Source organism: Bacillus sp. JFL15, assembly GCF_001184225.1.
In the GTDB taxonomy this organism is placed as follows: domain Bacteria; phylum Bacillota; class Bacilli; order Bacillales; family Bacillaceae; genus Bacillus; species Bacillus siamensis.
The window spans coordinates 1,703,601-1,729,211 of sequence record NZ_KQ236689.1 but is presented as its reverse complement, the minus strand read 5'-3'; the positions used below and the strand labels follow the sequence as shown (position 1 = coordinate 1,729,211).

The 25,611-nt window shown below is 44.5% G+C and carries 32 protein-coding genes; all 32 read right to left on the bottom strand.

Annotated elements, in window-relative coordinates; genetic code table 11:
* Positions 1 to 38: 38 nt before the first annotated feature.
* The 32 genes from map to rpoB all read right to left on the bottom strand — a co-directional run bounded on the left by map (position 39) and on the right by rpoB (position 25,407).
* Positions 39 to 785: a type I methionyl aminopeptidase gene (gene map / locus AD710_RS08730; protein ID WP_003156505.1), complete on the bottom strand. Its 747-nt coding sequence runs from the start codon at positions 783 to 785 to the stop codon at positions 39 to 41.
* On the bottom strand, positions 782 to 1,435 hold the full coding sequence (locus AD710_RS08725) for an adenylate kinase (RefSeq protein WP_045927001.1): 654 nt from the start codon (positions 1,433 to 1,435) through the stop codon (positions 782 to 784). The genes map and AD710_RS08725 overlap by 4 nt, the downstream gene beginning before the upstream one ends.
* Before the next feature lie 51 nt (positions 1,436 to 1,486).
* Positions 1,487 to 2,782: a preprotein translocase subunit SecY gene (gene secY, locus AD710_RS08720; protein ID WP_016935898.1), complete on the bottom strand. Its 1,296-nt coding sequence runs from the start codon at positions 2,780 to 2,782 to the stop codon at positions 1,487 to 1,489.
* 1 nt (position 2,783) lies between these two features.
* Positions 2,784 to 3,224, bottom strand: coding sequence for a 50S ribosomal protein L15 (gene rplO, locus AD710_RS08715; RefSeq protein ID WP_049627783.1), 441 nt, complete (start codon positions 3,222 to 3,224; stop codon positions 2,784 to 2,786).
* Between the two features lie 30 nt (positions 3,225 to 3,254).
* Complete coding sequence (rpmD, locus tag AD710_RS08710) at positions 3,255 to 3,434, bottom strand: 50S ribosomal protein L30 (protein WP_003156497.1); 180 nt, start codon at positions 3,432 to 3,434, stop codon at positions 3,255 to 3,257.
* 13 nt (positions 3,435 to 3,447) lie between these two features.
* Positions 3,448 to 3,948, bottom strand: a complete 501-nt coding sequence (gene rpsE / locus AD710_RS08705) for a 30S ribosomal protein S5 (protein WP_003328273.1) — start codon at positions 3,946 to 3,948, stop codon at positions 3,448 to 3,450.
* 24 nt (positions 3,949 to 3,972) lie between these two features.
* Positions 3,973 to 4,335 (bottom strand): 50S ribosomal protein L18, encoded by a 363-nt coding sequence (rplR, locus tag AD710_RS08700; RefSeq protein ID WP_013350816.1) that lies wholly within the window; start codon positions 4,333 to 4,335, stop codon positions 3,973 to 3,975.
* A 33-nt stretch (positions 4,336 to 4,368) separates the two neighbouring features.
* Positions 4,369 to 4,908 (bottom strand): 50S ribosomal protein L6, encoded by a 540-nt coding sequence (rplF, locus tag AD710_RS08695; RefSeq protein ID WP_016935899.1) that lies wholly within the window; start codon positions 4,906 to 4,908, stop codon positions 4,369 to 4,371.
* Between the two features lie 30 nt (positions 4,909 to 4,938).
* Positions 4,939 to 5,337, bottom strand: coding sequence for a 30S ribosomal protein S8 (gene rpsH / locus AD710_RS08690; RefSeq protein WP_003156489.1), 399 nt, complete (start codon positions 5,335 to 5,337; stop codon positions 4,939 to 4,941).
* A gap of 31 nt (positions 5,338 to 5,368) precedes the next feature.
* Positions 5,369 to 5,554: a 30S ribosomal protein S14 gene (gene rpsN, locus AD710_RS19065; protein WP_003156488.1), complete on the bottom strand. Its 186-nt coding sequence runs from the start codon at positions 5,552 to 5,554 to the stop codon at positions 5,369 to 5,371.
* 22 nt (positions 5,555 to 5,576) lie between these two features.
* Complete coding sequence (rplE, locus tag AD710_RS08685) at positions 5,577 to 6,116, bottom strand: 50S ribosomal protein L5 (protein ID WP_003156487.1); 540 nt, start codon at positions 6,114 to 6,116, stop codon at positions 5,577 to 5,579.
* 26 nt (positions 6,117 to 6,142) lie between these two features.
* Positions 6,143 to 6,454: a 50S ribosomal protein L24 gene (rplX, locus tag AD710_RS08680; RefSeq protein ID WP_014469620.1), complete on the bottom strand. Its 312-nt coding sequence runs from the start codon at positions 6,452 to 6,454 to the stop codon at positions 6,143 to 6,145.
* A gap of 36 nt (positions 6,455 to 6,490) precedes the next feature.
* On the bottom strand, positions 6,491 to 6,859 hold the full coding sequence (gene rplN / locus AD710_RS08675; RefSeq protein WP_007410404.1) for a 50S ribosomal protein L14: 369 nt from the start codon (positions 6,857 to 6,859) through the stop codon (positions 6,491 to 6,493).
* Between the two features lie 40 nt (positions 6,860 to 6,899).
* A complete protein-coding gene (rpsQ, locus tag AD710_RS08670; protein WP_016935900.1) occupies positions 6,900 to 7,163 on the bottom strand; it encodes a 30S ribosomal protein S17 in 264 nt (87 codons plus the stop codon).
* A 22-nt stretch (positions 7,164 to 7,185) separates the two neighbouring features.
* Positions 7,186 to 7,386 (bottom strand): 50S ribosomal protein L29, encoded by a 201-nt coding sequence (rpmC, locus tag AD710_RS08665; protein ID WP_003156482.1) that lies wholly within the window; start codon positions 7,384 to 7,386, stop codon positions 7,186 to 7,188.
* Positions 7,376 to 7,810 carry a 50S ribosomal protein L16 gene (gene rplP / locus AD710_RS08660; RefSeq protein WP_003156478.1) on the bottom strand — a complete coding sequence of 145 codons (435 nt, stop codon included), beginning with the start codon at positions 7,808 to 7,810 and terminating at the stop codon, positions 7,376 to 7,378. The genes rpmC and rplP overlap by 11 nt, the downstream gene beginning before the upstream one ends.
* 1 nt (position 7,811) lies before the next feature.
* On the bottom strand, positions 7,812 to 8,468 hold the full coding sequence (rpsC, locus tag AD710_RS08655; RefSeq protein WP_003156476.1) for a 30S ribosomal protein S3: 657 nt from the start codon (positions 8,466 to 8,468) through the stop codon (positions 7,812 to 7,814).
* A gap of 3 nt (positions 8,469 to 8,471) precedes the next feature.
* Positions 8,472 to 8,813, bottom strand: a complete 342-nt coding sequence (gene rplV / locus AD710_RS08650) for a 50S ribosomal protein L22 (protein ID WP_003156475.1) — start codon at positions 8,811 to 8,813, stop codon at positions 8,472 to 8,474.
* 16 nt (positions 8,814 to 8,829) lie between these two features.
* Positions 8,830 to 9,108, bottom strand: a complete 279-nt coding sequence (rpsS, locus tag AD710_RS08645; RefSeq protein ID WP_003156472.1) for a 30S ribosomal protein S19 — start codon at positions 9,106 to 9,108, stop codon at positions 8,830 to 8,832.
* Between the two features lie 57 nt (positions 9,109 to 9,165).
* Positions 9,166 to 9,999 (bottom strand): 50S ribosomal protein L2, encoded by an 834-nt coding sequence (gene rplB / locus AD710_RS08640; RefSeq protein ID WP_003156470.1) that lies wholly within the window; start codon positions 9,997 to 9,999, stop codon positions 9,166 to 9,168.
* 31 nt (positions 10,000 to 10,030) lie between these two features.
* The gene (gene rplW, locus AD710_RS08635; RefSeq protein WP_003156467.1) at positions 10,031 to 10,318 is read right to left on the bottom strand and encodes a 50S ribosomal protein L23; all 288 of its coding nucleotides are present in this window, start codon (positions 10,316 to 10,318) and stop codon (positions 10,031 to 10,033) included.
* A complete protein-coding gene (gene rplD, locus AD710_RS08630) occupies positions 10,318 to 10,941 on the bottom strand; it encodes a 50S ribosomal protein L4 (RefSeq protein ID WP_007615239.1) in 624 nt (207 codons plus the stop codon). The genes rplW and rplD overlap by 1 nt, the downstream gene beginning before the upstream one ends.
* A 27-nt stretch (positions 10,942 to 10,968) precedes the next feature.
* On the bottom strand, positions 10,969 to 11,598 hold the full coding sequence (gene rplC / locus AD710_RS08625; RefSeq protein ID WP_007410402.1) for a 50S ribosomal protein L3: 630 nt from the start codon (positions 11,596 to 11,598) through the stop codon (positions 10,969 to 10,971).
* 39 nt (positions 11,599 to 11,637) lie between these two features.
* On the bottom strand, positions 11,638 to 11,946 hold the full coding sequence (gene rpsJ / locus AD710_RS08620) for a 30S ribosomal protein S10 (protein ID WP_003156464.1): 309 nt from the start codon (positions 11,944 to 11,946) through the stop codon (positions 11,638 to 11,640).
* 248 nt (positions 11,947 to 12,194) lie between these two features.
* On the bottom strand, positions 12,195 to 13,160 hold the full coding sequence (locus tag AD710_RS08615; RefSeq protein WP_049627782.1) for an alpha/beta fold hydrolase: 966 nt from the start codon (positions 13,158 to 13,160) through the stop codon (positions 12,195 to 12,197).
* 103 nt (positions 13,161 to 13,263) lie between these two features.
* Positions 13,264 to 14,454: an elongation factor Tu gene (gene tuf, locus AD710_RS08610; protein WP_003156451.1), complete on the bottom strand. Its 1,191-nt coding sequence runs from the start codon at positions 14,452 to 14,454 to the stop codon at positions 13,264 to 13,266.
* A gap of 119 nt (positions 14,455 to 14,573) precedes the next feature.
* Entirely contained in the window at positions 14,574 to 16,652 is a 2,079-nt protein-coding gene (fusA, locus tag AD710_RS08605; protein WP_016935903.1) for an elongation factor G, read from the bottom strand.
* A 52-nt stretch (positions 16,653 to 16,704) separates the two neighbouring features.
* On the bottom strand, positions 16,705 to 17,175 hold the full coding sequence (gene rpsG, locus AD710_RS08600; protein ID WP_003156447.1) for a 30S ribosomal protein S7: 471 nt from the start codon (positions 17,173 to 17,175) through the stop codon (positions 16,705 to 16,707).
* 39 nt (positions 17,176 to 17,214) lie between these two features.
* Entirely contained in the window at positions 17,215 to 17,631 is a 417-nt protein-coding gene (gene rpsL / locus AD710_RS08595; RefSeq protein WP_003156445.1) for a 30S ribosomal protein S12, read from the bottom strand.
* A gap of 115 nt (positions 17,632 to 17,746) precedes the next feature.
* On the bottom strand, positions 17,747 to 17,995 hold the full coding sequence (locus tag AD710_RS08590) for a 50S ribosomal protein L7ae-like protein (RefSeq protein WP_016935904.1): 249 nt from the start codon (positions 17,993 to 17,995) through the stop codon (positions 17,747 to 17,749).
* 168 nt (positions 17,996 to 18,163) lie between these two features.
* Positions 18,164 to 21,763: a DNA-directed RNA polymerase subunit beta' gene (gene rpoC / locus AD710_RS08585; protein WP_016935905.1), complete on the bottom strand. Its 3,600-nt coding sequence runs from the start codon at positions 21,761 to 21,763 to the stop codon at positions 18,164 to 18,166.
* A gap of 62 nt (positions 21,764 to 21,825) precedes the next feature.
* A complete protein-coding gene (rpoB, locus tag AD710_RS08580; RefSeq protein WP_003156440.1) occupies positions 21,826 to 25,407 on the bottom strand; it encodes a DNA-directed RNA polymerase subunit beta in 3,582 nt (1,193 codons plus the stop codon).
* Between the last annotated feature and the right edge of the window lie 204 nt (positions 25,408 to 25,611).

The window sequence follows — 25,611 nt, the reverse complement described above, 5'->3', positions numbered from 1 at the left end:
GGAATGAAAAACATGTGTCACGGAATTCATTTCATCATCTAGACTTTTGTCAGTATATCAAAACCCGTTTCCGTAATCGCAATCGTATGTTCAAAATGAGCACACTTTTTCCCATCTACCGTTACAACCGTCCAGTTATCAGCCAATGTTTTCACATACCGGCTGCCAGCGTTAACCATCGGTTCTATAGCGAGAACCATACCAGGCTTCAGCCTAGGTCCTTTGTTTGGCGGACCGTAATGAGGAATTTGCGGATCCTCATGCAAGTCTTGACCAACACCATGTCCGACATACTCCCTAACAACTGAAAACTGCTCATTTTCGACATACGTTTGTATTGCGTGGGAAATATTCGACAAACGTTCACCTGGTTTTGCTTCCTTCAAGCCTTTATATAAAGACTCCTCTGTCACTTCCAGCAGTCGTTTATCATCATCACTGATGTTTCCTACCGGATATGTCCAAGCAGAGTCACCATGATAACCATTTAATTTAGCACCGATATCAATGCTGATAATGTCACCGTCACGCAAAACCCTTTTACCGGGAATTCCGTGAACGAGTTCTTCATTAACTGATACACAAATGCTCCCGCGAAACCCATTATACCCCTTAAAAGATGGGATTGCACCCTGCTTCTCAATAAAACGTTCGGCAATTTGATCCAATTCTTTTGTCGAGATTCCTGGTTTAATGTGCTTTTTCATCTCTTCATGAGTCAAAGCCACGATTCGCCCTGCTTCCCGCATGATGCTAAGCTCACGAGGGGTCTTACAGATAATCATTTGCTCAATCCTCCAAGAAGCTCTTTCACATCTTTGTACACGTCATTAATGTCCTGCTGGCCATTGACGTTGACAAGATATCCTTTCCCGGAATAAAAATCCAGTAAAGGCTGAGTCTGCTTCATGTTGACCTCAAGCCGTTTTGAGACGGTTTCCTCATTATCATCTGCCCGTTGATAAAGGTCTCCTCCGTCTTTATCACAAACACCCGGCGTTTTCGGCGGATTGAAAACCAAATGATAGGTTGTGCCGCAAACACTGCAAATTCTGCGTCCAGTCAAACGTTCCATTAAAGAGTCTTTGTCTACTTTAATGTTGATGACATAATCAATCGGCTTGCCGTATTCCTCAAGAATGTTTTCAAGAGCTTCAGCCTGAGCGACTGTTCGCGGAAATCCGTCCAGAAGAAAACCTCTTTCACAATCATCTTTGCCGAGTCTTTCTTTGACAATGCCGATTGTGACTTCGTCCGGTACGAGCTCGCCTTTATCGATATAAGACTTTGCTTCGAGTCCGAGTGGTGTTTCTTCTTTCATAGCAGCACGGAACATATCTCCCGTTGAGATATGAGGTATCCCATAATCCTCAACAATTCGTTCTCCCTGTGTGCCTTTACCGGCTCCAGGAAGTCCCATTAAGACTAAGTTCATTCGGATTTCCCCCGTCCTCTCTTATTTAGAGGAATGGTTAAAACCAGTCCTCTAATTTTTCATAAATCCTCGGTAATTACGTTTCACTAACTGGCTCTCCAGCTGCTTCATTGTCTCCAAGGCTACCCCCACGACAATTAACAAAGATGTTCCGCCAATCTGTGCACTTTGAGGCAATCCAGCGAATTGAATGAAAAAGATAGGAAGAATGGAAATCACGGCTAAGAATATAGAACCCACAAACGTAAGTCGATACAAAATGCTCGTAATTCTATCTTGAGTCATTTTCCCTGGACGAACCCCCGGGATATAGCCACCCTGTTTTTTAAGGTTATCTGCCATTTGTTCAGGGTTTACCTGCACAAAAGCATAGAAGTACGTAAAGGCGATAATTAATGCGACATAAACCGTCATGCCCACCGGATGTGTATTGTCAAAGTTGGCTTGAATCCACTTTGTCACATCGTTTGTTCCGAAAAATGACGCGATAGTACGCGGCGTTATAAGAAACGCAACCGCAAAGATTACCGGAATAACCCCTGCCGGATTCACTTTAAGCGGGAGGTGAGTTGACTGGCCTCCGCCAGCAGGTGAACGACCTTGCCCTTTTGCATATTGAATCGCAATTTTGCGCACGGCCTGCTGAATGAAAATAACACCAACAATTACGGCCAAAATCGCAATCACCAGTAAGGCGATTTTCACAATATGAATAAACAGCTGATCGCTGCTGCCGACAAATTGAGTCTCATAAATCTGCCCAACAGTTTTCGGAATACTAGCCACAATCCCCGCGAAGATGATGATCGAAATTCCGTTTCCTACTCCATTGGAAGTAATTTGTTCTCCCAGCCACATTAAAAAAGCAGTTCCTCCAGTGAGTACTAAAGCAATAATCAGATATGTCGATATGCCGGATTTCTCAATCAGCATACCATTTGCCAGGTTGTTAAACCCATAAGACATACCTAATGCCTGGATAAAACCAAGCACAATCGTAGAATATCTCGTGAACTGAGCTAATTTACGGCGGCCGACTTCACCTTGCTTAGACCACTCGGTAAACTTCGGCACAACATCCATCTGAAGCAGCTGAATGATGATCGAAGCAGTGATGTAAGGCGTAATTCCCATCGCAAAGATGGAGAACTGATAAAGCGCACCGCCGCCAAATGTATTAAGGAGATCAAAAACCCCCATCGAACTTTGTGTCTGCAACGCCTGAGCATTAACATATGGCACAGGGATAAACGCACCTATGCGAAAGACGATAAGCATGAGTAATGTAAAAATGATTTTATTCCGAATATCACTCACACGCATAAAGTTGGAGATTGTCTTAAACAAGTTAGATCACCTCAGCTGTACCGCCAGCAGCTTCAACAGCTTCTTTCGCAGAAGCAGAGAATTTATTGGCTTTTACAGTTAATTTTTTCTCTAATTTACCGTTGCCAAGAATCTTTACTCCTGCATTTAGTTTGCTAATAACACCAGTCTCAAGAAGAAGTTCAGGAGTGACTTCCGTTCCTTCCGCAAAACCGTTCAATTTGTCTATGTTCACAATAGCGTATTCCTTGCGGTTGATGTTTGTAAAACCACGCTTAGGAAGACGTTGGAATAAAGGCATTTGTCCCCCCTCGAATCCAGGGCGCACACCGCCGCCGGAACGAGCGTTTTGACCTTTGTGACCTTTACCAGCTGTTTTACCGTTACCAGAACCAATACCACGACCTACGCGATTGCGCACTTTGCGTGAACCTTCTGAAGGCTTTAATTCATGAAGTTTCATTAGGACACCTCCTTAGCCTATAATTTATTTTTATTGTTCTTTAACAGAAACTAGATGAGATACTTTATTAATCATACCGCGGATCGCAGCGTTATCTTCATGAACGACAGTTTGGTTCGTTTTCTTTAAACCAAGTGTTCTGACAGTAACGCGCTGATCTTCCGGGCGACCGATTACACTGCGTTTGAGGGTAATTTCTAATTTAGCCATTAATGTTCCCTCCTTATCCTAACAGTTCTTCTACAGATTTTCCACGAAGCTTCGCAACATCTTCGGCACGTTTAAGCTCACTTAAACCTTGAAGTGTTGCACGGATCATGTTGATCGGTGTGTTAGAACCTAAAGACTTAGAAAGGATATCAGCAACGCCAGCAAGCTCAAGTACCGCACGTACAGGGCCTCCAGCGATAACTCCAGTACCTTCAGAAGCAGGTTTCAACAAGATATTGCCTGCACCGAAACGTCCGATGATTTCGTGTGGAATCGTAGTTCCAACCATTGGTACTTCAATCAAATTCTTTTTCGCATCTTCAACAGCTTTGCGGATTGCTTCAGGTACTTCTTGTGCTTTACCAGTACCGAAACCTACGTGACCGTTTTTGTCACCGACAACGACTAGAGCTGCGAAACGGAAACGACGACCACCTTTAACAACTTTCGCTACGCGGTTAACCGTAACTAAGCGTTCTTCTAACTCTAATTTGCTTGGGTCAATACGACGCATAATCATGTGTCCCTCCTTTTTTTATTAAAATTTCAGTCCGGCTTCACGAGCTGCATCGGCCAGAGCTTTTACACGTCCATGGTATAAGTATCCGCCGCGGTCAAATACTACGTCAGAAACACCTTTCTCAGAAGCGCGTTTCGCAACGAGTTCACCGACTTTAGCAGCAGCAGCGCTGTCACCAGTGCTTTCCACGTTCAAATCTTTGTCGAGAGTAGAGGCACTAACAAGTGTAACGCCATTTACATCATCGATGATTTGAGCATAAATGTGTTTGTTTGAACGGAACACATTCAGACGAGGTCTTTCAGCTGTGCCTGAAAGTTTAGCACGAACACGAGCATGTCTTTTTTGACGAGCAGCATTTTTGCTAGTTTTCGTAATCATCCTTGGTCACTCCTTTCTTCACTTTAAGCGGTCTTACTTAGCAGATTTACCTTCTTTACGGCGAACAACTTCACCTTCGTAGCGGATTCCTTTACCTTTGTAAGGCTCTGGAGAACGTACAGCGCGGATGTTAGCAGCAGTAGCTCCTACACGCTCTTTGTCTGTACCCTTTACAACTACTTTCGTTTGAGAAGGAACTTCGATTTCGATGCCCTCTTCAGGAACCATCTCAACAGGGTGAGAGTATCCAACGTTTAAAACAAGTTTGTTACCGGATTTAGCCGCACGATAACCGACACCGACTAATTCCAAACCTCTTTCAAATCCTTTAGATACGCCTTCAACCATGTTTCCAAGCAGACTGCGAGTCGTACCATGCAATGCACGGTGCTCTTTATGATCAGATGGACGAGTGACTGTAAGCACGTTGTCCTCAATTTTGATTTCCATATCAGGATGGAAAGTACGAGTTAATTCTCCTTTTGGTCCTTTTACAGATACAGTGTTGCCTTCGTTCAGCGTTACTGTAACTCCAGAAGGAATCTCAAGCAGTTTTTTACCTACACGAGACATACTAAAACACCTCCATTCTTGTTAAACTTCTTACCAAACGTATGCTAGAACTTCTCCACCAGCTTGTTTTGCACGGGCTTCTTTGTCCGTTAAAACACCTTGTGATGTAGAAATAATCGCGATTCCAAGACCGTTAAGTACGCGAGGTACTTCATTTGATTTAGCGTATACACGCAAACCTGGTTTGCTGATTCTTTTAAGACCAGTGATAACGCGCTCGTTGTTTTGTCCGTATTTCAAGAAAACGCGGATGATACCTTGTTTGCTGTCTTCTACGAACTCAACGTCACGAATGAAACCTTCACGCTTTAAAATGTCAGCAATTTCTCTTTTCAATTTAGAAGCAGGAATTTCAAGCTTCTCATGACGTACCATGTTTGCATTGCGAATACGAGTCAGCATATCTGCAATTGGATCTGTCATAACCATTATATAATTACCTCCTTCCCATTCTTGGGGATTACCAGCTGGCTTTTTTCACGCCAGGAATTTGTCCTTTATATGCAAGCTCACGGAAACAAATACGGCAAAGTTTAAATTTACGAATGACTGAGTGCGGACGTCCGCAGCGTTCACAGCGAGTGTACTCTTGCACTTTAAACTTTGGTGTACGTTGTTGTTTCGCAATCATTGACTTTTTAGCCACGATTTCGCCTCCCTTTCATTGATTATTTCTGGAACGGCATACCTACTTGAGTTAATAGCTCACGAGCCTCTTCGTCAGAGTTAGCAGTCGTTACGATAACGATGTCCATTCCGCGAACCTTTGTTACTTTATCGTAGTCAATTTCAGGGAAGATTAACTGTTCTTTGATACCAAGAGTGTAGTTTCCGCGACCGTCGAAAGATTTCTTAGAAATCCCGCGGAAGTCACGTACACGCGGTAAAGATACAGAAATAAGTTTATCAAGGAAATCATACATGCGCTCTCCGCGAAGAGTTACTTTCGCACCGATAGGCATTCCCTCACGAAGACGGAATCCAGCAATTGATTTCTTCGCACGAGTAACGACAGGTTTTTGACCTGCGATAAACGTTAATTCTTCAACAGCACTGTCAATTGCTTTCGCATTTTGAACAGCATCACCAACACCCATGTTGATTACGATTTTTTCGATTTTTGGCACCTGCATAACAGAGTCGTAGTTGAACTTCGTCATTAAAGCAGGTGAAATTTCTTTATTGTACTTTTCTTTAAGGCGGTTCATGAGATAGACCTCCCTTCCTTTAATTACTATTTATCTAAAACTTGCCCAGATTTTTTAGCAATACGAACTTTTTTGCCATCTTCCACTTTGTATCCTACGCGAGTCACTTCACCTGTTTTAGGATCGAGCGGCATAACGTTTGATACATGAATTGGCGCCTCTTGATTAGAAATACCGCCTTGAGGGTTAGTTTGAGTCGGTTTAGAGTGTTTCTTCACCATGTTTACGCCCTCAACTAGAACGCGGTCCTTTTTAGGGAAAGCAGCAAGGATCGTACCTTGTTTGCCTTTATCTTTACCAGAGATAACCATAACTTTATCGCCTTTTTTCACATGCATCCTGATCGCACCTCCTTGAGTAAGGCATTTATTTCATTAGATAACTTCTGGAGCCAGAGAAACAATTTTCATGAAGTTGTTTTCACGTAATTCACGAGCAACCGGTCCGAAGATACGAGTTCCACGCGGGCTCTTGTCGTCACGGATGATAACACATGCATTCTCATCGAAGCTGATGTATGATCCGTCAGTTCTGCGTGCTCCGCTTTTTGTGCGAACGATAACAGCTCTTACGACTTCACCTTTTTTGACAACGCCTCCTGGTGTTGCTTGTTTAACCGTGCAAACAATTACATCACCAATGTTAGCCGTTTTACGTCCAGAACCGCCAAGAACTTTAATAGTAAGTACCTCACGCGCACCGGAGTTGTCAGCAACTTTTAAACGAGTCTCTTGTTGAATCATTATTTGTTACCTCCCTTCGGAAAAAGAATTCCGAACTTTATTAGATAATAACAGCTTCTTCGACAACTTCTACTAGACGAAAACGTTTAGTTGCAGATAATGGACGAGTTTCCATGATCTTCACGATGTCTCCGATTTTAGCTTGATTATTTTCATCATGTGCTTTTAATTTCTTTGAGTATTTTACGCGTTTACCGTAAATAGGATCCTTTTTGTATGTTTCAACAACAACAGTGATGGTTTTATCCATTTTGTCAGAAACAACACGGCCTTGGTAAACCTTGCGTTGGTTACGTTCGCTCATGCTCACGACCTCCCCTCAGTGATTATTTGTTAGCAGCAATTTCTCTTTCACGAATCACAGTTTTCATGCGCGCGATAGCTTTGCGCACTTCACGAATGCGAGCAGTATTTTCAAGTTGTCCTGTCGCTAATTGAAAGCGAAGATTGAAAAGTTCTTCTTTAAGAGACTTTACTTTTTGTTCAATTTCAGCAGTGGTAAGGTCACGAATTTCATTAGCTTTCATTTGATTCACCACCAATTTCTTCACGTTTTACGAACTTCGTTTTAATTGGCAATTTGTGAGATGCAAGACGAAGCGCTTCACGAGCTACCTCTTCAGACACACCAGAAATCTCAAATAAAACTTTGCCCGGTTTTACAACAGCTACCCAGCCTTCAGGAGCCCCTTTACCGGAACCCATCCGTACCTCAAGCGGTTTAGCAGTGTAAGGTTTTGAAGGGAAAATTTTAATCCAAACTTTACCGCCACGTTTCATGTAACGAGTCATCGCAATACGTGCAGCTTCGATTTGGCGGTTCGTGATCCAAGAAGCTTCAAGAGCCTGGATACCGTACTCACCAAAATGTACTTCAGTACCGCCTTTAGCGCGACCGCGCATTTTTCCGCGATGCTCTCTGCGATATTTAACGCGTTTTGGTAATAACATATTATTTTCCTCCTTCCTCAGTTTTCTTCTTAGTAGGAAGAACCTCTCCACGATAGATCCAGACTTTTACACCGAGCTTACCGTAAGTTGTGTCAGCTTCAGATGTTGCATAGTCGATGTCAGCACGTAAAGTGTGCAATGGAACAGTTCCTTCACTGTAGTATTCAGAACGAGCGATGTCAGCTCCGCCAAGACGGCCGGAAACCATTGTTTTCACACCTTGTGCTCCAGCACGCATAGTGCGTTGGATTTGTTGTTTCTGCGCACGGCGGAAAGAAATACGGTTTTCTAGTTGACGAGCGATGTTGTCAGCTACAAGCTGAGCATCAAGATCTGCTCTTTTGATTTCAAGAATGTTAATGTGTACACGCTTGCCAGTTAGGCTGTTAAGGGCTTTACGAAGTGCTTCAACTTCAGATCCGCCTTTACCGATTACCATACCAGGCTTAGCAGTGTGGATCGTAATGTTAACGCGGTTTGCTGCGCGCTCGATTTCTACTTTAGAAACAGAAGCGTCAGAAAGGCGTTTGCTAATGAATTCACGAATTTTTAAATCTTCGTGCAGGAAGTCAGCGTAATCTTTACCAGCGTACCACTTAGATTCCCAATCACGAATGACTCCGATACGAAGACCGACTGGATTTACCTTTTGACCCACTACTTATCCCTCCTTCTTTTCTGATACAACGATTGTAATGTGGCTCGTACGTTTGTTGATTTGGCTCGCACGTCCCATAGCACGCGGGCGGAATCTTTTTAACGTTGGGCCTTCGTCAACAAATGCCTGAGAAATAACCAGATTGTTTGCGTCCATCTCGTAGTTGTGCTCAGCATTTGCGATAGCAGATTTTAAAACTTTTTCGATGATTGGAGAAGCAGCTCTCGGAGTTAGGTTCAAGATAGATACTGCTTCGCCTACTTGCTTACCTCGAATCAGGTCCATTACTAGACGTGCTTTACGAGGAGCAATACGGACTGTTCTTGCAACAGCTTTAGCTTGCATTTAAAAGCCTCCTCTCTTAGCGTCTTGTTTTTTTATCGTCACTGGCGTGGCCTTTGTAAGTACGAGTCGGTGCGAATTCGCCCAACTTGTGGCCTACCATGTCTTCAGAAATGAATACAGGCACGTGTTTACGTCCGTCATATACTGCGATTGTGTGACCGATAAATTGTGGGAAAATAGTTGAACGGCGAGACCAAGTTTTTACAACTTGTTTCTTGTCCGTTTCATTTAATTTCTCGATTTTTGTCATCAAGTGTCCATCGACAAATGGTCCTTTTTTCAAGCTGCGAGCCATTTTGGAACCTCCCTTCGTGATTGCACTACGGTCCGAAATGAACCGTAGACAACCCCGTTATTTATTTTTACGACGACGTACGATAAATTTATCAGATTTGTTCTTTTTCTTACGTGTCTTGAATCCAAGAGTCGGTTTGCCCCAAGGAGACATTGGTGATTTACGTCCGATTGGCGCGCGACCTTCACCACCACCGTGCGGGTGATCGTTAGGGTTCATTACAGAACCGCGGACTGTAGGGCGGATGCCTTTCCAGCGAGAGCGTCCTGCTTTACCAACGTTGATAAGTTCGTGCTGCTCGTTACCTACTTGACCGATAGAAGCACGGCAAGCAGAAAGGATCATGCGAACTTCACCAGAGTTAAGACGTACAAGAACGTATTTGCCTTCTTTACCAAGAACCTGAGCAGATGTACCAGCTGAACGTACAAGCTGTCCGCCTTTACCAGGTTTTAATTCAATGTTATGCACAACAGTACCAACAGGGATGTTGATAAGTGGAAGTGCGTTACCTACTTTGATGTCAGCTTCAGGGCCGGACATGATTTCAGTACCTACTTGAATTCCTTTTGGTGCAAGAATGTAACGTTTTTCTCCGTCTACATAGTTGATTAGTGCGATGTTAGCTGAACGGTTTGGATCGTATTCAACTGTAGCAACGCGTCCAGGTATACCATCTTTATCGCGTTTGAAGTCGATAACACGGTATTGGCGTTTGTGTCCGCCACCTTGGTGACGTACAGTCAATTTACCTTGGTTGTTACGTCCGCCTTTTTTGTGAAGGGGAGCAAGCAAGGATTTTTCCGGCTGGTCAGTCGTGATTTCAGCAAAATCTGAAGTTGTCATGCCACGACGTCCGTTAGAGGTCGGTTTATACTTTTTAATCGCCATTTTGAATTTCCCTCCTTCTTTTTACAGATAATTAAGCTTCAAAAATTTCGATTTCTTTGCTGTCTGCAGTAAGTTTTACGATCGCTTTTCTGCGACGGCTAGTCATACCAGTATAGCGGCCGACACGTTTTGATTTCCCTTTGTAGTTCATGATGTTGACTTTGTCAACTTTCACTCCAAAGATACTTTCAACTGCATCTTTCACTTCTGTTTTATTAGCTCTTACATCAACTTCAAAAGTATATTTCTTTTCAGTCATTAAATCAGCAGAACGTTCAGTAATGACGGGGCGCTTAAGAACATCACGAGGATCTTTCATTATGCAAGCACCTCCTCTACTTTTTCAACCGCAGCTTTTGTAATCAGAAGCTTCTCGTGGTTGACAACGTCTAACACGTTGATTCCGTTAGCTTGAACAACTGTAACTCCAGGGATGTTGCGTGCAGAAAGAGATACTGCTTCGTTTGCATCCGCAGTTACGATTAAAGCTTTTTTCTCAACAGACAATCCTTTAAGGATAGCTGCCATTTCTTTTGTTTTAACCGTATCAAGAGTAAGATCTTCAAGAACAATAATGTTGTTGTCGTTCACTTTAGAAGACAATACTGATTTGATTGCCAAGCGGCGAACTTTTTTAGGTAATTTGTAAGAATAGCTGCGTGGTGTTGGGCCGAATACGACACCACCTCCGCGCCATTGCGGTGAACGGATTGAACCTTGACGGGCACGACCTGTACCTTTTTGACGCCATGGTTTGCGACCTCCGCCGCGTACTTCAGAACGATTTTTTACTTTGTGAGATCCTTGACGTAAGGAAGCTCTTTGCATAAGAATAGCGTCGAATACTACGCTCTCATTTGGCTCAATTCCAAATACAGAAGCGTTTAATTCGATATCACCAGCAGTAGAACCGTTTTGGTTGTATAATGCTACTTTTGGCATGATCAATTTCCTCCTTTCCTAAGAGACTTATTTAGATTTAACAGCACTTTTTACAGTGATTAAAGTTTTTCTCGCACCAGGTACGTTACCTTTAATCAAAAGAAGATTGCGCTCAGCATCAACTTTTACGATTTCAAGGTTTTGGACAGTGATTTGATCTCCGCCCATGCGTCCAGGTAATAGTTTACCTTTGAATACACGGTTAGGATCTACAGGTCCCATTGAACCAGGACGACGGTGGTAGCGTGAACCGTGAGACATAGGTCCGCGAGATTGTCCGTGGCGCTTGATTGCACCTTGGAAACCTTTACCTTTAGATACTCCTGTTACATCTACGATTTCTCCTGCAGAGAAAATTTCAACCTTGACTTCCTGACCAATTTCATACGCATCCATATCCACGCCGCGTAATTCTTTAACGAAGCGCTTAGGAGCAGTTTCCGCTTTTGCAACGTGTCCTTTTTCCGGTTTGTTTGAAAGCTTTTCACGCTTATCGTCAAAACCAAGCTGGATCGCTTCATAGCCATCGTTTTCAGCTGTTTTCTTTTGAAGAACAACGTTTGGAGCTGCTTCAATAACAGTTACCGGGATAAGATCACCGTTCTCTGCGAATACTTGCGTCATACCAATTTTTCTTCCTAAGATTCCTTTGGTCATTCGTCACACCTCCTATTAAGATCATTCTATATTTTTGAATTAAAGTTTGATTTCGATATCGACACCAGATGGTAAGTCTAATCGCATGAGAGCATCAACAGTTTGTGGTGTTGGGTTCACAATGTCGATTAAACGTTTATGTGTACGCATTTCAAATTGCTCACGAGAATCTTTGTATTTGTGCACCGCACGAAGGATTGTGTAAACTGATTTTTCAGTTGGCAACGGAATCGGACCAGATACGCTGGCACCAGAACGTTTTGCCGTTTCAACAATCTTCTCTGCAGATTGATCAAGGATTCTATGATCATATGCTTTTAAACGAATACGAATTTTTTGTTTTGCCATTATTTTCCCTCCTTTTCGCCTACATCACGTTAGACAGTTCTCCGTGAGAAAAACCTGATCACCTTGCCATGGCAAAGCGGCCGGGTGTGTCAGCAACCTCTCACTTCATCGCAGTCAAAGACCAACATACACTATTATACAGAAAATAGACGTATGTTGCAAGGTTTATTTGAAGAACCTTGTGGTTTTCACACTTTGATTATTATACAGGTGATGTCTTGATTAATCAAGGATATGCCTGTTTTCTTTCAGAGATGGAAAGATGCGAACCGGCTGAGAACTTCGGCAAAGCGGTCAGGCTCCTCCAAGTGAGGCGAATGGGCTGAGTTTTCAAACCAGTGCCATTCTTTATACGGCGCTTCAACCTTCTGATAATATTCGTAAGATGTCGTTCCCGGAACCGTCAAATCGAATTTGCCTGACATAAAACAGCATGGTATTTCAATAGAAGAAACTGATTCCCCGGCATCAAAGAAAATGAGATCTTCCCAAAGATGTTTCAGGCTGAACATTTGTCCCCGCGCTGCCAAAAAGCTCCCTCTCACACCGTACGGTTCCCCAAACAGCATTCGTCCGCCTGCTTTGAGAGCGCCGATCGGATTGTGGGTGAAGCCTCCTCCCTTCATCTCGATACAAAGCAGAAACAGCGACCGCTGCAGCTGTCCGTTCCATGGAGGGGCACCGATAAATTCCAGTGTCTTTTGCATCAGGCGGTGTTTACGCTCCCTGCTCCATGCTGTCAGCTGCCGGTAAGCTTCTGCTTCCTCCTTTTGGATATTAACCACTTGACTGATACCGATATACGCATAATACAAATCAGATCTCTTTTGAAGAACGTGAAGCGCCAAAACTGATCCCCACGAATAGCCTGCGATATATACTTTTTGCCTGCCGAATTGCTTACATAAACGTTCGGTCAAATGAATGGTGTCGGCCGTCAGCTGATCCAAAGTCATAGATGATTCCGGAATATCTTTTGAATACGAGAGTCCCGCCCCTCTCTGATCCCAGTTCACAACAGTGAAATGCTTCTCCAGCTTGTTTTGGTATTTTCTCGCATAGCCGATTTGAGGGGTGCCGGGGCCGCCGTGCAAAAACAGGAGCAGCGGATTATCCCTGTCGTCGCCATTAATCATAATGGTCTGTTCGCTGTCGTTAATCAGCAATTGCTGAAGCATTGAAATCCGTTTGTTTGTCTTGAAGTTATCATTCATCGCTCTGCTCCTAAATTTTGTATAATCCCTATTATACATTGAATCACCCGGGAAACAAAAAAACGAGGCCCCATAAGGGACCCCGCATGTATGAACGAGTCGATTACTCAGTGATTGTAGAAACAACGCCTGAACCAACTGTACGTCCGCCTTCACGAATAGAGAAACGAGTTCCTTCTTCGATAGCGATTGTAGAGATAAGTTCAACGATCATTTCAGTGTTATCTCCAGGCATAACCATTTCTACGCCTTCTGGAAGATTGATGATACCAGTTACGTCAGTTGTACGGAAGTAGAACTGAGGACGGTAGTTAGAGAAGAATGGAGTATGACGTCCACCCTCTTCTTTAGAAAGAACGTAAACTTCAGCTTTGAATTTGCTGTGTGGAGTGATTGTACCTGGTTTAGCAAGTACTTGCCCACGTTGGATGTCTTCACGAGCTACACCGCGAAGAAGTGCACCGATGTTGTCTCCAGCTTCAGCGTAATCAAGAAGCTTACGGAACATTTCAACACCTGTAACAGTTGTTTTGCTGTTTTCTTCTTGAAGACCGATGATTTCAACTTCGTCACCGACTTTAACTTGTCCGCGTTCTACACGGCCAGTAGCAACTGTACCACGACCAGTGATTGAGAATACGTCCTCAACTGGCATCATGAATGGTTTTTCAGTGTCGCGTTCTGGAGTTGGGATGTACTCGTCAACTGCAGCCATAAGTTCAAGAATTTTTTCTTCGTACTCAGCGTCGCCTTCAAGAGCTTTAAGAGCAGAACCTTTAACAACTGGTACATCGTCACCAGGGAAGTCGTATTCGCTAAGAAGATCGCGAACTTCCATTTCAACAAGCTCAAGAAGCTCTTCGTCGTCTACCATGTCACATTTGTTAAGGAATACAACGATGTATGGTACACCAACGTTTTTAGAAAGAAGGATGTGCTCACGAGTTTGTGGCATTGGGCCATCAGCAGCAGATACTACAAGGATAGCTCCGTCCATTTGCGCAGCACCAGTGATCATGTTTTTAACATAGTCAGCGTGTCCTGGGCAGTCAACGTGTGCATAGTGACGAGTGTCAGTTTCGTACTCAACGTGTGCAGTAGAGATTGTGATACCGCGCTCACGTTCTTCTGGAGCACCATCAATTTGATCGTACGCCATAGCTGTACCTTTACCAGATTTCTTATGAAGTACTGTTGAGATAGCAGCAGTTAATGTTGTTTTACCATGGTCAACGTGTCCAATTGTACCGATATTGGCATGTGATTTGGAACGGTCGAATTTTTCTTTAGCCATTCTAAAATCCTCCTTAAGAGCTTTTAATTAGTGATGTATAGAGTGATAGAAAGTGAAAGCAAGCTTTCACTTCCTCATCTTACAATAGTAGTTATACTTGAGTTAAGTGGCAAAATCAATTATTCGCCTTTATTTTTTTTGATAATTTCTTCAGCAATGCTCTTCGGCACTTCTTCGTAGTGATCCATGAACATAGTGAACGTACCGCGACCTTGCGTGTTAGAACGAAGGGCAGTAGCGTAACCGAACATTTCAGCAAGAGGTACCATCGCACGCACAACTTGAGCGTTACCGCGCGCTTCCATACCTTCTACGCGTCCGCGGCGAGAAGTAATATCGCCCATGATGTCTCCCATGTATTCTTCAGGAATAACCACTTCAACTTTCATGACTGGTTCAAGAAGAACTGGGTTACATTTGCTGACTGCATTTTTCAATGCCATAGAAGCAGCGACTTTAAACGCCATTTCGTTTGAGTCAACATCATGGTAAGATCCATCAAAAAGTTTCGCCTTGATGTCGATTAGCGGGAATCCTGCTAGGACACCATTTTCAAGAGAGTCTTCGAGACCTGCTTGTACGGCTGGGATGTATTCACGAGGAACAACACCACCGACGATTGCGTTTTCGAATTCAAAGCCTGCGCCTTCTTCGTTCGGTTCAAATTCGATCCAAACGTGACCGAACTGACCGCGTCCGCCTGATTGACGTACGAATTTACCTTCAACTTTTGCACCGCTACGGAATGTCTCACGGTACGCAACTTGAGGAGCACCAACGTTAGCTTCAACTTTGAACTCACGCTTCATACGATCAACAATGATATCAAGGTGAAGCTCACCCATACCAGAGATGATTGTTTGACCCGTTTCAGGGTTTGTTTGTGTACGGAATGTAGGATCTTCTTCAGCAAGTTTTGCTAAAGCGATACCCATTTTATCTTGGTCAGCTTTTGATTTAGGCTCAATCGCTACGTCGATAACTGGCTCTGGGAATTCCATGGATTCAAGGATTACAAGATCCTTCTCATCACAAAGAGTATCTCCAGTAGAAGTATCTTTTAGACCTACAGCAGCTGCGATGTCTCCAGCGTAAACAGTAGAGATCTCTTCACGGCTGTTAGCGTGCATTTGAAGGATACGTCCTACGCGCTCACGCTTGCCTTTTGTAGAGTTCTTTACATATGAACCGGAATCAAGTGTACCGGAATATACGCGGAAGAACGTCAGCTTACCGACATAAGGGTCAGTCATAACTTTAAATGCAAGTGCAGAGAATGGCTCTTCATCAGAAGAATGACGAACGATCTCTTCATCTGTATCAGGACGTACACCTTTGATTGCAGCAACATCAGTTGGCGCAGGAAGGTAGTCAAGAACAGCATCAAGTACAAGCTGAACACCTTTGTTTTTGAAAGCAGAACCAACAAGTACAGGGTAGAATTCAACATTCAGTGTACCTTTACGGATTGCAGCTTTCAGTTCAGGGATAGTGATTTCTTCACCTTCAAGGTACTTTTCCATAAGCTCTTCATCAAGCTCAGCTACAGCTTCAATCAGGCTGTTGCGAAGCTCTTCAGCTTGTTCTTTGTACTCTTCAGGGATTTCTTTCGCATCTGAACGAGTTCCAAGGTCATCTTCGTAGAAATACGCAACGTTTTCTACTAAGTCGATGATACCTTCGAAGTTGTCTTCAGCACCGATCGGCAATTGAATTGCGTGAGCGTTAGCTTGAAGACGGTCTCTTAAAGTTCCTACAGAGTAAAGGAAGTCTGCGCCGATTTTGTCCATTTTGTTGACAAATACAACACGCGGCACTCCGTAAGTTGTTGCTTGGCGCCATACAGTTTCTGTCTGAGGCTCAACACCTGATTGAGCATCAAGTACAGCAACCGCACCATCAAGTACACGGAGTGAACGTTCAACTTCAACTGTGAAGTCCACGTGTCCCGGTGTATCGATGATGTTTACACGGTAACCTTTCCACTGTGCAGTTGTTGCTGCAGAAGTGATTGTGATACCGCGTTCTTGTTCCTGCTCCATCCAGTCCATTTGCGAAGCACCTTCGTGAGTTTCGCCAATTTTGTGGATACGGCCTGTGTAGAACAAGATCCGTTCTGTAGTCGTCGTTTTACCGGCATCGATGTGAGCCATGATCCCGATATTACGAGTTTTTTCTAAGGAGAACTCTCTTGCCATTGGGTAATTTCTCCTTCCTTATTAGGGAATTATTATTTTGATTATATGAATCCTACCAGCGGTAGTGAGCAAATGCTTTGTTCGCTTCTGCCATCTTGTGAGTGTCTTCACGTTTCTTAACGGCAGCACCAGTGTTGTTAGCTGCATCAAGAATTTCGTTAGCCAGGCGCTCTTCCATTGTTTTTTCTCCGCGAAGACGCGCATAGTTAACCAACCAGCGAAGACCAAGAGTTGTACGACGTTCTGGACGAACTTCTACAGGCACTTGGTAGTTAGCTCCACCTACACGGCGTGCTTTTACTTCAAGTACAGGCATGATGTTTTTCAATGCTTGTTCGAAAACCTCCATTGCATCATTGCCAGTGCGTTCTTTAATGATATCGAATGACTTGTATAGGATTGTTTGAGATTTACCTTTTTTACCGTCGATCATCATTTTGTTGATCAGGCGGGATACCAGCTTAGAGTTGTAAAGCGGATCAGGTAAAACATCTCTTTTTGCTACAGGACCTTTACGTGGCATCTGAATATCCTCCCTTCATAGTTTTAATGATTTATTTAATTACTTTGCTTTAGGGCGTTTCGTACCGTACTTAGAACGGCCTTGCGCACGGTTTTCAACTCCGGCAGTATCAAGCGCACCACGAACGATGTGGTAGCGCACCCCCGGTAAGTCTTTTACACGTCCGCCGCGGATCAGTACAACGCTGTGCTCTTGCAGGTTGTGGCCGATACCAGGAATGTAGGCAGTAACCTCGATTCCGTTAGTCAAACGAACACGAGCATATTTACGAAGTGCTGAGTTCGGTTTTTTCGGTGTCATTGTACCCACACGAGTACATACCCCGCGTTTTTGTGGAGAAGATACGTTAGTGTGCTCTTTTTTAAAGCTGTTGTATCCTTTGTTTAGTGCAGGTGACTTAGAGTTTTCAACTTTGCTCACGCGTCCCTTGCGAATTAGCTGATTAATTGTAGGCATGTTGTGTTCCTCCCTTCATTACGTTTTATAACCCACATACCCAGGTGGTTCATCATTAGGCAAAAAACAATGTCTTTACACAAGATCGAAATCTTATATAAAAACAAAAAGTACGCTATAACATAATGGCAACAGCTGCTGCTCCCACTTCAATTCCGCAGGCTTTGCCGAGCTTTTTCATGGAATCTACCATACTGACGTCGATATCTCGGTTCTTTGCAAGCTGGATAACGCCAGCCGTAAGAACTGTATCCGCGTCTTTTGCCACGACGACTTCCTTTACTGAACCTCGTTTCAGAGCTTTCACTGTTTGCTTCGTACCAATAATAATTGATTTGGCCTGTGATACTTTATCATAAGACATAAACATATCCTCCAAAGTAACAGGTTTTATTTCGAGCACCTTGGTTATATTATCACTCCGCGGAACGGATGTCAACATCGTATGACATTTTTTAGTGCAGTCCGCCGCCAGAATAATTGTAATACTGAGGAAAAGCTGTCGAAACAGCCTTTCCTGCAGCAGTTTCTATTATTCAGCCGGAACCATATCTTCCGAAGGCTGAACGTTTGAAACAGGTTTTACTTTTCTGTAATTCATCATACCGGTACCGGCCGGAACCAGTTTACCGATGATAACATTTTCTTTCAGGCCGAGAAGCTCATCGCGCTTGCCTTTAATCGCAGCATCCGTAAGAACGCGTGTTGTTTCTTGGAATGATGCGGCAGACAAGAATGAATCTGTCTCGAGTGAAGCTTTCGTGATACCGAGAAGGACAGGACGCCCTGTAGCAGGCCGGTTGCCTTCAAGCAGCACTTTTTTGTTCGCTTCTGTGAATTGGTGAATATCAAGCAATGTGCCAGGAAGAACATCAGTATCTCCGGCATCGATCACACGGACTTTGCGAAGCATCTGGCGAACCATTACTTCTACGTGTTTATCGCCGATTTCAACCCCCTGCATACGGTAAACCTTCTGAACTTCGTGCAGAAGATATTCTTGAACCGTTGTCAGGTCAGTGACTTTAAGAAGTTCTTTCGGATCGATAGAACCTTCTGTCAGCACTTGACCGCGGGTAATCTGATCACCCTCAGCCACTTTCAGGCGTGAGTTGTAAGGTGCTGTGTATGAACGTGTCTCAACAGCGCCTTGAACAACAATTTCCTGCTGTTTGTCGCGGACTTCATTGATTTCGGCAATTGTACCGTCAATCTCAGAAATCGTCGCTTGACCTTTAGGATTACGCGCTTCGAAAAGCTCTTGGATACGCGGAAGACCTTGTGTGATATCGTCTCCGGCAACCCCGCCTGTGTGGAACGTACGCATTGTTAACTGTGTTCCAGGCTCACCGATAGATTGGGCAGCGATAATACCTACTGCTTCGCCGACTTCAACATCAGTTCCGGTTGCAAGGTTTCGTCCGTAGCATCGTTTACATACACCATGAGGAGTGTTACATGTGAACGCAGAACGGATCCACACTTCTTCGATTCCGGCTTCAACGATTTCCAGCGCTTTATCTTCATCGATCAATTCGTTTTCGTTAATGAGCACAGCACCCGTTTCAGGATGTTTGATCTGTTTTCTGGCGAAACGTCCGATCAGACGCTCTTCCAGACGCTCGATGATTTCCGTACCTTCTTTAAGCGGTTTTGCAAGAATACCGCGGTCAGTTCCGCAATCTGTTTCACGAATGATAACATCCTGCGCAACATCAACAAGACGGCGTGTAAGGTAACCTGAGTCAGCTGTTTTCAGGGCGGTATCGGCAAGACCTTTACGCGCACCGTGAGTGGAGATAAAGTACTCCAATACCGTCAGACCTTCACGGAAACTTGATTTGATAGGCAATTCAATGATTCGTCCAGCCGGGTTGGCCATCAGACCGCGCATACCCGCAAGCTGCGTAAAGTTAGATGCGTTACCACGGGCTCCTGAGTCACTCATCATGTAGATCGGGTTGACTTCGTCTAATGATTTCATCAGTTTGCCTTGGATAACATCTTTCGCTGAACTCCAAATTGAAATGACTCTTTCATATCGTTCTTCTTCGGTGATTAAACCGCGTCTGAACTGTTTCAAGACATTATCAACTTTGCTTTGTGCTTCTTCGAGGATTTCCTGCTTATCATCGAGAACGACGATATCAGAAACCCCTACCGTGATACCAGCTTTCGTTGAATATCTGAAACCGAGGTTTTTCATACGGTCAAGCATCTTAGACGTTTCCGTGATATGGAATCGTTTAAAGATTTCCGCGATGATTTTACCCAAAATACCTTTTTTAAACGGTGCGTTGATCGGCTGCTCTGCAATCACAGCTTTTACGTCAGCACCTTTATCTAAGAAGAAACGGTCAGGTGTTTTCTCTTCAATGTTGCTCTTCGTAGGTTCATTCATGTAAGGGAATGACTCAGGAAGAATTTCATTGAAGACCAACTTACCGACTGTTGTAATTAACAGTTTTGAACGCTGCTCATCCGTAAATGTCACATTCTTCAGGGAGTTCGCTGCAACAGCTACTCTCGTATGAAGGTGGACATAACCGTTTTGATAAGCAAGAAGCGCTTCGTCCGTATTTTTGAAGACCATACCCTCGCCGACTGCTCCGGCGCGCTCAAGTGTCAGGTAGTAGTTTCCTAATACCATATCCTGAGACGGCGTAACAACCGGTTTACCATCTTTAGGGTTCAAGATGTTTTGGGCCGCAAGCATCAGAATGCGGGCCTCAGCTTGAGCCTCAGCTGATAAAGGTACGTGAACCGCCATTTGGTCACCGTCAAAGTCAGCGTTATAAGCTGTACATACTAACGGGTGAAGACGGATGGCGCGTCCTTCAACAAGCGTAGGTTCGAAAGCCTGGATACCTAATCTGTGAAGCGTAGGGGCACGGTTCAGTAAGACCGGATGCTCCTTAATGACAGATTCAAGTACATCCCATACTTCTGGCTGCACGCGTTCGATTTTGCGTTTTGCGCTCTTGATGTTGTGAGCGAGACCTTTTTCAACAAGCTCTTTCATAACGAATGGCTTGAAGAGCTCAAGCGCCATTTCCTTCGGCAATCCGCACTGATACATTTTCAGATGCGGACCTACGACGATAACGGAACGTCCTGAGTAGTCTACACGTTTACCAAGAAGGTTCTGACGGAAACGTCCTTGTTTCCCTTTCAGCATGTGAGAAAGAGATTTTAACGGTCTGTTACCAGGACCTGTTACAGGACGTCCGCGGCGGCCGTTGTCAATTAAAGCATCGACAGCCTCTTGAAGCATACGTTTTTCGTTCTGAACGATGATGCTTGGCGCACCAAGGTCCAAAAGGCGTTTCAAACGGTTGTTACGGTTGATGACACGACGGTAAAGGTCATTCAGGTCAGACGTTGCGAAACGTCCGCCGTCAAGCTGAACCATCGGTCTTAATTCAGGCGGAATAACCGGAAGCACGTCGAGAATCATCCAAGACGGCTTGTTTCCTGAATTACGGAAGGCTTCAAGCACTTCAAGGCGTTTGATCGCACGTGTGCGGCGCTGGCCTTGAGAAGTTTTCAGCTCTTCTTTTAACATATCAACTTCTTTGACAAGGTCGATGTCCTGCAGAAGTTTATTAATGGCTTCCGCACCCATAGAGGCTTGGAATTTGTTTCCGTACTTATCCAGATACGCACGGTATTCCTTTTCGGATAAAAGCTGTTTCTTTTCGAGCGGTGTATTGGCCGGGTCAGTTACGACGTAAGAAGCAAAGTAGATGACTTCTTCCAGCGCACGCGGTGACATATCCAATACAAGACCCATACGGCTCGGAATACCTTTGAAATACCAAATGTGAGAAACCGGGGCAGCCAGTTCAATATGCCCCATTCTCTCACGACGGACTTTAGCCCGCGTTACTTCAACTCCGCAACGGTCACAAACTACGCCTTTATAACGAACCCGCTTGTACTTGCCGCAATGACATTCCCAGTCCTTAGTCGGTCCGAAAATGCGTTCGCAGAACAGGCCGTCCTTTTCAGGTTTCAATGTACGATAGTTTATCGTTTCAGGCTTTTTCACTTCACCAAAAGACCATGAACGGATTTTATCCGGTGAAGCAAGACCGATGTTCATATACTCAAAATTGTTCACATCTAGCAAGGGGCCTACCTCCCTTTTTATCTTCGGATTAACCGATGTCACTTGCCTTTATCAATCACAGACTATTCTTTCGTTACTGCGTCACGTTCAACGTCTGGAGATGCTGTTTCTTCCGGCGCTTCATCACCTGATAATGCAAGGCCGTCAGCTTGTTTCGCATCTTCCTCGTCTTCTAGATCTCTCATTTCTATTTCTTCTTCATCGCCTGAAAGGATTTTCACGTCCATACCTAAGCTTTGAAGCTCTTTGATCAATACTTTGAATGATTCCGGAACACCAGGCTCTGGAACATTGTCGCCTTTGACGATGGCTTCATATGTTTTCACACGTCCGACCACGTCATCGGACTTCACAGTCAGGATTTCTTGAAGCGTGTAAGCTGCGCCGTAAGCTTCAAGCGCCCAAACCTCCATCTCACCGAAACGCTGTCCGCCGAATTGGGCTTTACCGCCGAGAGGCTGCTGCGTAACAAGTGAGTAAGGACCTGTAGAACGGGCATGAAGTTTATCATCAACCATGTGTGCCAGTTTGATCATGTACATGATTCCGACAGATACACGGTTGTCGAACGGTTCTCCCGTACGGCCGTCATAAAGAACTGTTTTAGCGTCTCTTGACATACCTGCTTCTTCAAGTGTTTCCCACACATCTTCTTCACGCGCGCCGTCAAATACAGGTGACGCGATGTGAATGCCGAGGTAGCGGGCAGCCATACCCATGTGAAGTTCTAATACCTGACCGATATTCATACGTGATGGTACACCCAGCGGGTTAAGCATGATATCGATCGGCGTGCCGTCAGGAAGGTAAGGCATATCTTCTTCAGGAAGAATCTTCGAGATAACCCCTTTGTTTCCGTGACGTCCGGCCATTTTATCACCTTCAGAAATCTTACGTTTCTGAACGATATATACGCGTACAAGCTGGTTCACTCCCGGAGGAAGTTCGTCTCCGTCTTCACGGTTGAAGACTTTTACGTCGTGGATAATTCCGCCGCCGCCATGAGGCACACGGAGGGAAGTATCACGGACTTCACGCGCTTTTTCTCCAAAGATTGCGTGCAGAAGGCGTTCTTCAGCCGTAAGCTCAGTTACGCCTTTAGGCGTTACTTTACCCACGAGAAGGTCTCCGTCGTTGACTTCCGCGCCGATACGGATAATTCCGCGGTCATCGAGGTTGCGAAGCGCGTCTTCCCCTACGTTTGGAATATCGCGGGTGATCTCTTCCGGTCCAAGCTTTGTATCACGTGCTTCTGATTCATATTCTTCAATGTGAATTGATGTGTATACATCATCTTTCACAAGGCGTTCACTCATGATGATGGCATCCTCATAGTTGTAGCCATCCCATGTCATGAAGCCGACCATTACGTTGCGGCCGAGAGCAAGTTCACCAAGCTCCATTGAAGGGCCGTCAGCAAGGATTTCTCCTTTTACTACTTCATCGCCGACACTGACGATCGGACGCTGGTTGTAGCACGTACCTTGGTTGGAGCGGACAAATTTCAGCAAGCTGTACTTATCCAGGTTGCCTTTTACTTTTTGGCCGTCAATTTCTTCATAGCGGCGCACCCATACGTTTTTCGCTTCCACCCGTTCAACGATACCAGGGTGTTTACAAATAACGGCTGCACCGGAGTCTTTACCGGATACGTATTCCATACCCGTTCCGACGATCGGAGCTTCCGGCTGCATCAAAGGCACAGCCTGACGCTGCATGTTCGCTCCCATAAGGGCACGGTTCGAGTCATCGTTTTCCAAGAACGGAATACATGCTGTCGCAGCAGATACAACCTGTTTAGGAGATACGTCCATGTAATCCACGCGGTTGCGGGCTACAACGGTGTTTTCCCCTCTGAAACGGGCTACGATGCTGTCATCCAAGAAAGAACCGTCATCGCTCAGCTTAGCGTTCGCTTGGGCTACGACATAGTTATCCTCTTCATCAGCAGTCAGGTAGTCGATTCTAGGCGTTACTTTTCCTGTTTCAGGATCAACGCGGCGGTATGGCGTCTCAATGAAACCAAAGCGGTTTACTTTCGCAAATGATGACAATGAGTTGATCAAACCGATGTTCGGGCCCTCAGGCGTTTCAATCGGACACATACGGCCATAGTGAGAGTAGTGAACGTCACGTACTTCCATACCTGCACGCTCACGCGTCAAACCGCCCGGTCCGAGAGCTGACAGACGGCGTTTGTGCGTCAATTCAGCAAGCGGGTTCGTCTGATCCATGAATTGAGAAAGCTGTGAGCTTCCGAAGAACTCTTTAATAGACGCAATAACAGGTCTGATGTTAATCAGCTGCTGCGGCGTGATTGTATTTGTGTCTTGAATAGACATTCTTTCACGTACGACACGTTCCATCCGGCTTAAACCGATACGGAATTGGTTTTGCAGGAGCTCACCTACAGAACGCAGGCGGCGGTTTCCGAGATGGTCGATATCATCAGTGTCGCCCACTCCGTGCAGCAGGTTGAAGAAGTAGCTGATAGAAGAAATAATATCAGCAGGCGTAATGTTTTTAATCGCCTCTTCAATGTAAGCATTGCCGATCACATTGATCGTCTGCTCTCCTTCTGCATCAGTAGGAGCATAGATTTTAATGGATTGAAGCATCACTTCATCCTCGACAACGCCGCCGTTAGGATAAAGTTTTCTGAAGCCGATTCCATTTTCTAAGTATGGCAGTACTTTATCAAGTGTTCTTCTGTCAAGAATCTGCCCTTTTTCAGCGAGGATTTCACCTGTTTCAGGATCCACCAGTGTTTCTGCAAGGCGCTGGTTAAACAGACGGTTCTTGATATGAAGCTTTTTATTAATTTTATAGCGTCCTACATTCGCAAGGTCGTATCGCTTAGGATCAAAGAAACGGGAATCCAGCAAACTTTTTGCGTTTTCTACTGTAGGCGGCTCTCCCGGACGAAGGCGCTCATAGATTTCAAGAAGCGCTTTGTCACTGTTTTCAGTGTTGTCCTTATCCAGTGTATTGCGGAGATATTCGTTCTCACCAATGAGATCGAGAATCTCTTGATCGGAACCGAAGCCGAGAGCACGCAAAAGAACCGTAACCGGCAACTTACGTGTGCGATCAATGCGGACATACACAACATCTTTCGCATCAGTTTCGTATTCTAACCATGCGCCACGGTTTGGAATGACAGTCGCGGTAAAACCTTTCTTACCGTTTTTGTCTACTTTACCACTGAAATATACACTTGGAGACCGAACAAGCTGAGATACGATAACACGTTCTGCACCGTTGATGATAAAAGTACCGGTATCTGTCATAATAGGGAAATCACCCATGAAGACATCCTGGTCTTTTACCTCTCCAGTTTCTTTGTTAATTAAACGAACCTTCACTCTTAGCGGAGCTGAGTAAGTCACATCACGTTCTTTTGACTCTTCAACGGGATACTTAGGATCTCCTAAACTGTAGTCAATGAACTCAAGAGAGAGGTTACCAGTGAAATCCTCAATTGGTGATATGTCTTGAAACATCTCTCTAAGACCCTCATCAAGAAACCACTGATAAGAAGAGGTTTGAATTTCAATGAGATTTGGTAATTCTAACACTTCGCTAATGCGAGCATAGCTTCTGCGCTGGCGGTGTCGTCCATACTGAACTAGTTGACCTGTCAACTGATTCACCCCTCAAATCATGCGTATTATATGTGTAATAAGCATTCCTTACGATGAAGAAATACTTTTACAAGACAAAAGAAAAAAGGGTTTCTAATTAAGAAAACCACATCCAAAAACAAATACCGATTTTATTAGCATTTCCATGTTTGTATAATTTATACATGCACTATGATTATTCAGCATATCATGCAAAATATATAC

Bases quoted from the DNA above. Each gene is read 5' to 3' on its own strand.
- map (WP_003156505.1), bottom strand. From the start codon at position 785: ATGATTATCTGTAAGACCCCTCGTGAGCTTAGCATCATGCGGGAAGCA.
- AD710_RS08725 (WP_045927001.1), bottom strand. From the start codon at position 1,435: ATGAACTTAGTCTTAATGGGACTTCCTGGAGCCGGTAAAGGCACACAG.
- rplO (WP_049627783.1), bottom strand. From the start codon at position 3,224: ATGAAACTTCATGAATTAAAGCCTTCAGAAGGTTCACGCAAAGTGCGC.
- rpmD (WP_003156497.1), bottom strand. From the start codon at position 3,434: ATGGCTAAATTAGAAATTACCCTCAAACGCAGTGTAATCGGTCGCCCG.
- rpsE (WP_003328273.1), bottom strand. From the start codon at position 3,948: ATGCGTCGTATTGACCCAAGCAAATTAGAGTTAGAAGAACGCTTAGTT.
- rplR (WP_013350816.1), bottom strand. From the start codon at position 4,335: ATGATTACGAAAACTAGCAAAAATGCTGCTCGTCAAAAAAGACATGCT.
- rplF (WP_016935899.1), bottom strand. From the start codon at position 4,908: ATGTCTCGTGTAGGTAAAAAACTGCTTGAGATTCCTTCTGGAGTTACA.
- rpsH (WP_003156489.1), bottom strand. From the start codon at position 5,337: ATGGTTATGACAGATCCAATTGCAGATATGCTGACTCGTATTCGCAAT.
- rplE (WP_003156487.1), bottom strand. From the start codon at position 6,116: ATGAACCGCCTTAAAGAAAAGTACAATAAAGAAATTTCACCTGCTTTA.
- rplX (WP_014469620.1), bottom strand. From the start codon at position 6,454: ATGCATGTGAAAAAAGGCGATAAAGTTATGGTTATCTCTGGTAAAGAT.
- rplN (WP_007410404.1), bottom strand. From the start codon at position 6,859: ATGATTCAACAAGAGACTCGTTTAAAAGTTGCTGACAACTCCGGTGCG.
- rpsQ (WP_016935900.1), bottom strand. From the start codon at position 7,163: ATGAGCGAACGTAACCAACGCAAGGTTTACCAAGGCCGTGTTGTTTCT.
- rpmC (WP_003156482.1), bottom strand. From the start codon at position 7,386: ATGAAAGCTAATGAAATTCGTGACCTTACCACTGCTGAAATTGAACAA.
- rplP (WP_003156478.1), bottom strand. From the start codon at position 7,810: ATGTTATTACCAAAACGCGTTAAATATCGCAGAGAGCATCGCGGAAAA.
- rplV (WP_003156475.1), bottom strand. From the start codon at position 8,813: ATGCAAGCTAAAGCTGTTGCAAGAACAGTCCGTATTGCTCCTCGTAAA.
- rpsS (WP_003156472.1), bottom strand. From the start codon at position 9,108: ATGGCTCGCAGCTTGAAAAAAGGACCATTTGTCGATGGACACTTGATG.
- rplB (WP_003156470.1), bottom strand. From the start codon at position 9,999: ATGGCGATTAAAAAGTATAAACCGACCTCTAACGGACGTCGTGGCATG.
- rplW (WP_003156467.1), bottom strand. From the start codon at position 10,318: ATGAAAGATCCTCGTGATGTTCTTAAGCGCCCCGTCATTACTGAACGT.
- rplD (WP_007615239.1), bottom strand. From the start codon at position 10,941: ATGCCAAAAGTAGCATTATACAACCAAAACGGTTCTACTGCTGGTGAT.
- rplC (WP_007410402.1), bottom strand. From the start codon at position 11,598: ATGACCAAAGGAATCTTAGGAAGAAAAATTGGTATGACGCAAGTATTC.
- rpsJ (WP_003156464.1), bottom strand. From the start codon at position 11,946: ATGGCAAAACAAAAAATTCGTATTCGTTTAAAAGCATATGATCATAGA.
- AD710_RS08615 (WP_049627782.1), bottom strand. From the start codon at position 13,160: ATGAATGATAACTTCAAGACAAACAAACGGATTTCAATGCTTCAGCAA.
- tuf (WP_003156451.1), bottom strand. From the start codon at position 14,454: ATGGCTAAAGAAAAATTCGACCGTTCCAAATCACATGCCAATATCGGT.
- fusA (WP_016935903.1), bottom strand. From the start codon at position 16,652: ATGGCAAGAGAGTTCTCCTTAGAAAAAACTCGTAATATCGGGATCATG.
- rpsG (WP_003156447.1), bottom strand. From the start codon at position 17,175: ATGCCACGTAAAGGTCCTGTAGCAAAAAGAGATGTTTTACCTGATCCG.
- rpsL (WP_003156445.1), bottom strand. From the start codon at position 17,631: ATGCCTACAATTAATCAGCTAATTCGCAAGGGACGCGTGAGCAAAGTT.
- AD710_RS08590 (WP_016935904.1), bottom strand. From the start codon at position 17,995: ATGTCTTATGATAAAGTATCACAGGCCAAATCAATTATTATTGGTACG.